This window comes from Paraburkholderia sp. Ac-20347, from assembly GCF_017104805.1.
Taxonomy (GTDB): domain Bacteria; phylum Pseudomonadota; class Gammaproteobacteria; order Burkholderiales; family Burkholderiaceae; genus Paraburkholderia; species Paraburkholderia tropica.
This window is the reverse complement of the sequence record NZ_JAAGPN010000014.1, coordinates 61,208-68,238: the sequence shown is the minus strand read 5'-3', so window position 1 is coordinate 68,238 and position 7,031 is coordinate 61,208. Positions and strand designations below refer to the sequence as shown.

Below are 7,031 nucleotides of genomic sequence, written 5' to 3'. Positions count from 1 at the left end.
CTTGACGCGACGGCCATCGCACGCCGCTCACTTCAGCGGCCCCGTCGACTCGCGCCTGAGCAGTTGAATCGGCAGCACGTCGCGCGTCGGCGCGCCCATGCCGCCCGCGCGAATGCGCTCGACGATGCGCCGCGCCGCCGTGCGCGCCATCGCTTCGACCGGCTGCCGGATCGACGTCAGGCCGACGAGCGGCGAACCCGCCATCGGCATGTCGTCGAAACCGATAATCGACAGTTGCTCCGGCACCGCGATGCCGCTGCGGCTTGCCGCTTCGAGCACGCCCAGCGCGATCGTGTCGTTGCCCGCGACGATCGCCGTCACCGGCTCGGCCTCGCCGAGCAGCGCCATCGTGCTCGAATAGCCCGCTTCGGTCGTGTAGTCGCCCCACACGATCGACAGCGCGTCCGCCTGCACGCCCGCGCCCTTGAGCCATTCGAGCGCGCCGCGCGCGCGGTCGCGGCTCGTGGACGTGTTCTTCGGCCCCATCACCAGACCGATGCGCCGATGCCCGAGCTGATACAGATGCTCGGCCGCGACCGCGCCCGCATGCACGTTGTCGATCTCGACCGTATCGACCGCCACGTCGTCCACCGAACGCACCACCAGCACGAGCGGAATGCCGCGCCGCTGCATTTCGGCGACGACGGGCGAATCGAGCGTCGCCGTCGCGAACACGAGACCGTCGAGATAGCCGTCGATCAGCGGACGAAACGCGAGCAGGTTTCCGGCGTCGTTCATCGGGTCGATCATCAGCGTGATCTGGTAGCCGAACTCCTGCAACGCGTCGTGCAGATGCGTGAGCAGCACGGTCATGAAGCGGTTGTGCAGCGCGCCGACCACCACGCCGATCAGCCGCGTCTCCGACTTGCGCGCGCGCCGCCCCTGCGTGGGAATGCGATAGCCGAGTTCGGCCGCGACGGCCTGCACGGCCTCGCGCGTCTGCGTGCTGATGGCGGGATGCCCGGCGAGCGAGCGCGACACCGTCGAGACCGACACGCCGAGCCGCGCGGCCACGTCGTCGAGCCTGACCTTCGCGGTTTTCGGCCTGCCGCTTTTGTTTGCATTTTTTTGCATGAATTCGTCCTGAATCTTGCGGTCATGACAGCCTTGCATAAGGCTTGCGCAGCGGGTATCCCAGGGTAAGTCGGGACTATTTGCACTGCATTTGCATAAAGGCTTGCGCTAAATTTGCGTCCAATCGTAACGCAAAGCCGACGCAAAGCGCAGCGCAACGGCGGCGCGAACGGGTCCCCGCTCTCTCAGGAACAACCATGGCAATCCACTACTTGAAGCACGGCCGCACCGCCGAAGAATCGTCGCAAGACGCCGCCAAGGTCCGCGACACGGTCACGGGCATCCTCGCCGACGTCACCGCGCGCGGCGACGAAGCCGTGCACGAGCTGTCCGCGAAATTCGACAACTGGTCGCCCGAGCGCTTCCGCCTGTCCGACGACGAGATCGCCGCCGCCGTGCGTTCGCTCTCGCAAGGCCAGCTCGACGACATCAAGTTCGCTCAGGCGCAGGTGCGCAACTTCGCGCAGGCGCAGCGCGAATCGATCCGCGATATCGAAGTCGAAACGCTGCCGGGCGTGGTGCTCGGCCACAAGAACATGCCGGTCGACAGCGTCGCGTGCTACGTGCCGGGCGGCAAGTTTCCGCTCGTCGCGTCGGCGCATATGGGCGTGGTGACGGCCAAGGTCGCGGGCGTGCCGCGCATCATCACGGCGTCGCCGCCCGTGCAGGGCCGCCCGAATCCGGCCGTGGTCGCGGCCATGCATCTCGGCGGCGCCGACGAGATCTACACCTTCGGCGGCGTGCAGGCGATCGCCGCGATGGCGCTCGGCACGCAGAGCATCGATCCGGTCTCGATGGTCGTCGGTCCGGGCAATGCGTTCGTCGCCGAAGCGAAGCGCCAGTTGTTCGGCCGTATCGGCATCGACCTGATCGCCGGACCGTCCGAAACCCTCGTGATCGCCGACGACAGCGTGGACGCCGAACTCTGCGCAACCGACCTGCTCGGCCAGGCCGAACACGGTTTCAACACGCCCGCGATCCTGCTGACGAACTCGATGCAGCTCGCGCAGGACACCATCGCCGAAGTCGAACGCATCCTCAAGATTCTGCCGACGGCCAACACGGCGGGCGTGTCGTGGCGCGATTACGGCGCGGTGATCGTCGCCGACAGCTACGAGGAAATGGTGCAGGAAGCCGACCGCATCGCCTCGGAACACGTGCAGGTGATGACGCGCGATCCGGACTACTTCCTCGACAACATGAAGAACTACGGCGCGCTGTTCCTCGGCGCGCGCACCAACGTCGCGTTCGGCGACAAGGTGATCGGCACGAATCACACGCTGCCGACGGGCAAGGCCGCGCGTTACACGGGCGGCCTGTGGGTCGGCAAGTTCATCAAGACCTGCACGTATCAGAAGGTGCTCACCGACGAGGCCAGCGCGCTGATCGGCTCGTACTGCTCGCGTCTGTGCGCGATCGAAGGGATGATCGCGCACGGCGAACAGGCGAACATTCGCGTGCGCCGTTACGGCCAGCAGGATGTGCCTTACGGCTCGGCTGTGCCGGCATAACACCGCGACGCATCGCAGCGTCGTAGCGTTCGGCGGCGAGGCTTGCGCCTCGCCATCAGGAGACCGCCGGTTTCACCGGCGCGGCCGCTGCGCCGCGCCGGTGAACACGCACCCCACGAAGGTCGAAACGGGAACGGGATCGCGCGATCCCGCGTTCCCGTGTCTCCAGGCGCGCGTCGATTTTCACGCCGTCCACGCCACTCGACCCGCACGACAACAACAAGGAAATTCGATGAGCGTCATCATTGCGCTGGCCGCATTGTGCTTTCTCATGCTGGCAGCGTATCGCGGCTACAGCGTGATTCTGTTTGCCCCCATCGCCGCGCTCGGCGCGGTGCTGCTGACCGATCCCTCCATGGTCGCGCCCGTGTTTACCGGCCTCTTCATGGACAAGATGGTCGGCTTCATCAAGCTCTACTTCCCCGTGTTTCTGCTCGGCGCGATCTTCGGCAAGCTGGTCGAACTGTCGGGCGCGTCGCGCTCGATCGTCGCCGCCGTGATCGGCGTGCTCGGACGCGACCGCGCGATTCCGGTCATCGTGATCGTCTGCGCGCTGCTCACGTATGGCGGCGTCTCGCTGTTCGTCGTGGTGTTCGCGGTCTATCCGTTCGCCGCCGAAATGTTCCGCCAGAGCGGCATTCCCAAGCGGTTGATGCCCGCGACCATCGCGCTCGGCGCCTTCACGTTCACGATGGACGCGATGCCCGGCACGCCGCAAATCCAGAACATCATCCCGACGACGTTCTTCAAGACGACGTCGTGGGCCGCGCCGTGGCTCGGCCTGATTGGCTCGGCGTTCATCTTCGTCGCGGGCGTGGTCTATCTCGAAGTGCAGAGCCGCCGCGCGCAACGCAAAGGCGAAGGCTACGGCACGAATCTGCGTAACGAGCCCGTCACCGCCGACGACGTGAAGCTGCCGCATCCGCTCGTCGCCATCCTGCCGCTCGTGATCGTCGGCGTGGTGAATCTGGTGCTGACGCGCCTGATTCCGCAGTGGTATCCGGCCACCTACACGTTCAGCCTGCCGGGCATGAGCGCGCCGATCAGCATCGAGATCGCCAAGATCAACGCGATCTGGGCCGTGCTCGGCGCGCTGTGCAGCGGCATTTTCGTGGTGTTGCTGTCGGGCTTCGCGTCGATTCGCGGCACCTTCGCGGACGGCTCGAAAGCCGCCGTCGGCGGCGCGATGCTCGCGACCATGAATACCGCATCGGAATATGGTTTTGGCGCCGTGATCGCCGCGTTGCCGGGCTTTCTGGTGGTCGCCCACGCGCTGCAGTCGATTTCGAATCCGCTCATCAACGAAGCGGTCACGATCAATCTGCTCTCCGGCATCACGGGGTCGTCGTCGGGCGGCATGAGCATCGCGCTCGCCGCGATGGCGGATCGCTTCATCGCCTCCGCGCATGCTTCGGGCATTCCGCTCGAAGTGCTGCATCGCGTGGCGTCGATGGCGGCGGGCGGCATGGACACGCTGCCGCACAACGGCGCGGTCATCACGCTGCTCGCCGTCACGGGGCTCACGCACCGCGAAGCCTATCGCGACATTTTCTTCATGACGGGCATTAAGGTCGCGGCTTCGTTTCTCGTGATTGCGGTGTTTCTTACTACCGGACTTGTTTAACTGCACCGCGATTCGACATAACACAACGCCAGCGCATCACGCGCTGGCGTTGTGCATTGCGGATGTCGATATCAAGCCCTATCAAGCGATATCAAGCCGCCACGGCCGCCGCCTCGTTCACGGCGATCACGCTCGTTTCTTCGTCGATCACCGCGGCGATTGCTTCCTCCACCGCGCGCGCCGCTTTCCTCGTCTTGCCCGCGCGCGAAGGCGGCTGACACGCGCCGCACACGACGCCCTTCTGCAAGTCGTGCTTGTGCGCCACGAACTTGCCGGTGCAGCGACAACACGGCGTCAATTGCAGCATCTCGGCTTCGAAGAAACGCACCAGCGTCCACGCGCGCGTGAGATCGAGCACGGGTTCGCCTTCGGTGCGTTTGCAATGTTCGAGATAGAGCCGATACCCCTTCGTGAGCGCATCGAGATGCGAACAACTGGCCTCGCGCCTGAGAAACAGATAGGTGTTGAAGAACAGCGAAGCATGAATGTTCGGCAGCCACGGCATGTACCAGTCGGCCGAAAACGGCAGCATGCCTTTGGGCGGCGACACGCCCCGCACTTCGCGATACAGCCGGATCAGCCGGTCGCGCGACAGGCTCAGCTCGCTTTCCAGCACCTGCATGCGCGCGCCGAGCTCGATCAGCGCGACGGCACGAAAAACCTCTTGGGCGTCCTCGGTGACGCTCCGGCGGGATATCGTATTCGTGGTGGGCATGATGGGCAGCGCTTAGACCAGCAGTTCGACCGGGTGTCCGGCCATCAGAATCGCCGCGTGCGTCGAGACGATGTCGGCGTGCTTCGAAGGCTGCACGAGCGCGGATAGCAGCATCTGATCGTTGAAGCGGAACGCGCACAATAAATGGTCCGACGTGGCGAGCTTCACGACCTGTGCGAGCGACAGTCCCGACAGCAGATCGGCGACCTCCCCCGACAAGCCCAGCCGGAACATGCCCACCGCGCGGTCCTCGCGCAACATGCGCTGCGCCAGCACGAGATAGGAGAGATTGACGTCGCGAATGCTTTCCTGGATGTCGAGTGTATTCATCGTTTCTGGCCTCGATCATTGTCTATGAATGGCCACGCGGAACGCCTGAATTGCTTCATCGGAAACTTCGCGTTGATGCGGTCTTATGCGGTCCGAATGCAGGCCGATGAATCAAGCGCGGTGTTATGTTTGCATTTCCAGATTAGTCCTCGTCTTGAGGTCCGGTCAATGTTCACACGAATGAATTTAATCAATCGCTCGTCATCGGTTGGTGAAGAGTCCTTATCGCGTCAACGCTGATCCGGGCATGGAATTTTCTTCCCCGTTCGTTGTGTCGGCATTTAAGTCTTCATGTGTTGTAGCGACCGGTCATTTGTACTGCGTTTTTTAGCTCGGATGAATCACGTCGATTGACCAGGATAAGATAGGGCATCGAACTCGACGATCGAGCGATATGCCGGAAGAATCCGGCTAAAAATGCCGATTAAATACCCAATCCATGAAAGCCCACCGGCCACCGATTCAAAATGCAATTCACGCGAGCAAAGCACCGGCATTCGAATTGATTCGCATGGCCGAGGGTCCGCTTGACCGGTCCGCGCTTTTCGCGCTTTATCAATCGTCGCTGCATGAACATATCGACCGGACTTTCGGCTGGAACGACGCGTTTCAGCAGGCGCGCTTCGAAACGTCGTATCGCGATGCCGATGTCGAATTAATCGCTCGAGGACAGGATATCGCCGGGTATCTCGTACTGAAAAGCGATGAAGCGGCGTTTCATCTCTCTTTGCTGATCCTGAAGCCGGCGTTTCGCAATCGGGGCATGGGCGGCGCGATCATGCGCACCCTCATGTCACGGGCGACGCAAACGAATCGGCCATTGATGCTGTCGTGCTTCCTGTGCAATCACGACGCCATGCGTTTTTACGAGGCGCTCGGTTTTGAGCCCGTGGAGCGCGACGCGCATTTCGTCACGTACCGCTTTGCCGCGCGTGACGGCGACGCCGCCTGAACGGTCGCTCAGACCTTGCTCAGACTCTGCCGGAACTGCTGGGGCGTGCTGCCGAACGCGCGCCGGAACATCACCGCGAACGTGCGTACATCGGCGTAACCGAGCGCCTGCGCGACGTCGCCGGGCGCGTGACCGACCGAGAGTCTCGACAGCGCATCCTCCAGACGCAGCCGCTCGCGCCATTGCACGAAGCTCATCCCGGTTTCCTGACGAAACAGCCGCGCGAGCGTGCGCACGCTCGCGCCCGTGCGTTCGGCCCATTGTTCGAGCGTGTCGGCGTTCGCGGCATCGCCGATCAGGCTTTCGCAGATCGTGCGCAGACGCGGGTTCTCCGGCAGCGCGAGGCGCATCTCGTCGTCGGCCGCGGTGGGCGCGCCCGCAATGCGTTCCGCCAGCAGATGCAGGATCAGCGGTACGATCAGGGCCGCGCGCTGTTCGACGGCTTCCGCGTCGCCGCCCTCGCCCGTCGCGCACATCGCCAGAATGCTCGCGCGCAGCAGATCGTCGAGCGCGATCACGCGGCAGTCGCTGCCGAGCGGCGGCAGCGCGTCCGGGTCGATATAAAGCGTGCGGAGCGCGGTCTGGCCGACCATGTGCAATTCGTGCTCGATTTGTGTTCCGATCAGCAAAGCCATGCCCGGCTTGAGCGTCCACAATCCGCCCGGCGTGATGACGCGCACGATTCCGGCCGCCGCATAGATGAGCTGCGCGCGATGATGAATGTGGGCAATTTCGTGGGCGCCGTCTGCGTAGCCGATCGCCTGCGCGATCACCTTTTTGGCAGCGGCACTCTGTCCGAAGGTCTGGAGCCGAGGTACGGCCATG

The 7,031-nt window shown here is 63.8% G+C and carries 7 protein-coding genes; 3 read left to right on the top strand and 4 right to left on the bottom strand.

The window, feature by feature from the left end; genetic code table 11:
• Nucleotides 1–27 precede the first annotated feature (27 nt).
• Nucleotides 28–1,074 carry a LacI family DNA-binding transcriptional regulator gene (locus G3N97_RS04880; RefSeq protein ID WP_205992195.1) on the bottom strand — a complete coding sequence of 349 codons (1,047 nt, stop codon included), beginning with the start codon at nt 1,072–1,074 and terminating at the stop codon, nt 28–30.
• A gap of 197 nt (nt 1,075–1,271) precedes the next feature.
• Between G3N97_RS04880 and hisD the strand changes: the two genes are divergently transcribed.
• On the top strand, nt 1,272–2,585 hold the full coding sequence (gene hisD, locus G3N97_RS04875; RefSeq protein ID WP_205992194.1) for a histidinol dehydrogenase: 1,314 nt from the start codon (nt 1,272–1,274) through the stop codon (nt 2,583–2,585).
• 232 nt (nt 2,586–2,817) lie between these two features.
• Entirely contained in the window at nt 2,818–4,209 is a 1,392-nt protein-coding gene (locus tag G3N97_RS04870) for a GntP family permease (RefSeq protein WP_205992193.1), read from the top strand.
• A gap of 91 nt (nt 4,210–4,300) precedes the next feature.
• Here G3N97_RS04870 and flhC read toward each other — a convergent pair whose 3' ends face one another.
• Both flhC and flhD read right to left on the bottom strand, forming a co-directional pair.
• Entirely contained in the window at nt 4,301–4,906 is a 606-nt protein-coding gene (gene flhC, locus G3N97_RS04865) for a flagellar transcriptional regulator FlhC (protein ID WP_205992199.1), read from the bottom strand.
• A gap of 30 nt (nt 4,907–4,936) precedes the next feature.
• A complete protein-coding gene (gene flhD / locus G3N97_RS04860) occupies nt 4,937–5,254 on the bottom strand; it encodes a flagellar transcriptional regulator FlhD (RefSeq protein WP_205992192.1) in 318 nt (105 codons plus the stop codon).
• Nucleotides 5,255–5,765: 511 nt separating this feature from the next.
• Between flhD and G3N97_RS04855 the strand changes: the two genes are divergently transcribed.
• Complete coding sequence (locus tag G3N97_RS04855; protein WP_205992191.1) at nt 5,766–6,206, top strand: GNAT family N-acetyltransferase; 441 nt, start codon at nt 5,766–5,768, stop codon at nt 6,204–6,206.
• Nucleotides 6,207–6,214: 8 nt separating this feature from the next.
• Here the strand turns inward: G3N97_RS04855 and G3N97_RS04850 are convergent, their stop codons facing one another.
• Nucleotides 6,215–7,030, bottom strand: a complete 816-nt coding sequence (locus tag G3N97_RS04850; RefSeq protein WP_205992190.1) for a helix-turn-helix transcriptional regulator — start codon at nt 7,028–7,030, stop codon at nt 6,215–6,217.
• Nucleotide 7,031 lies beyond the last annotated feature (1 nt).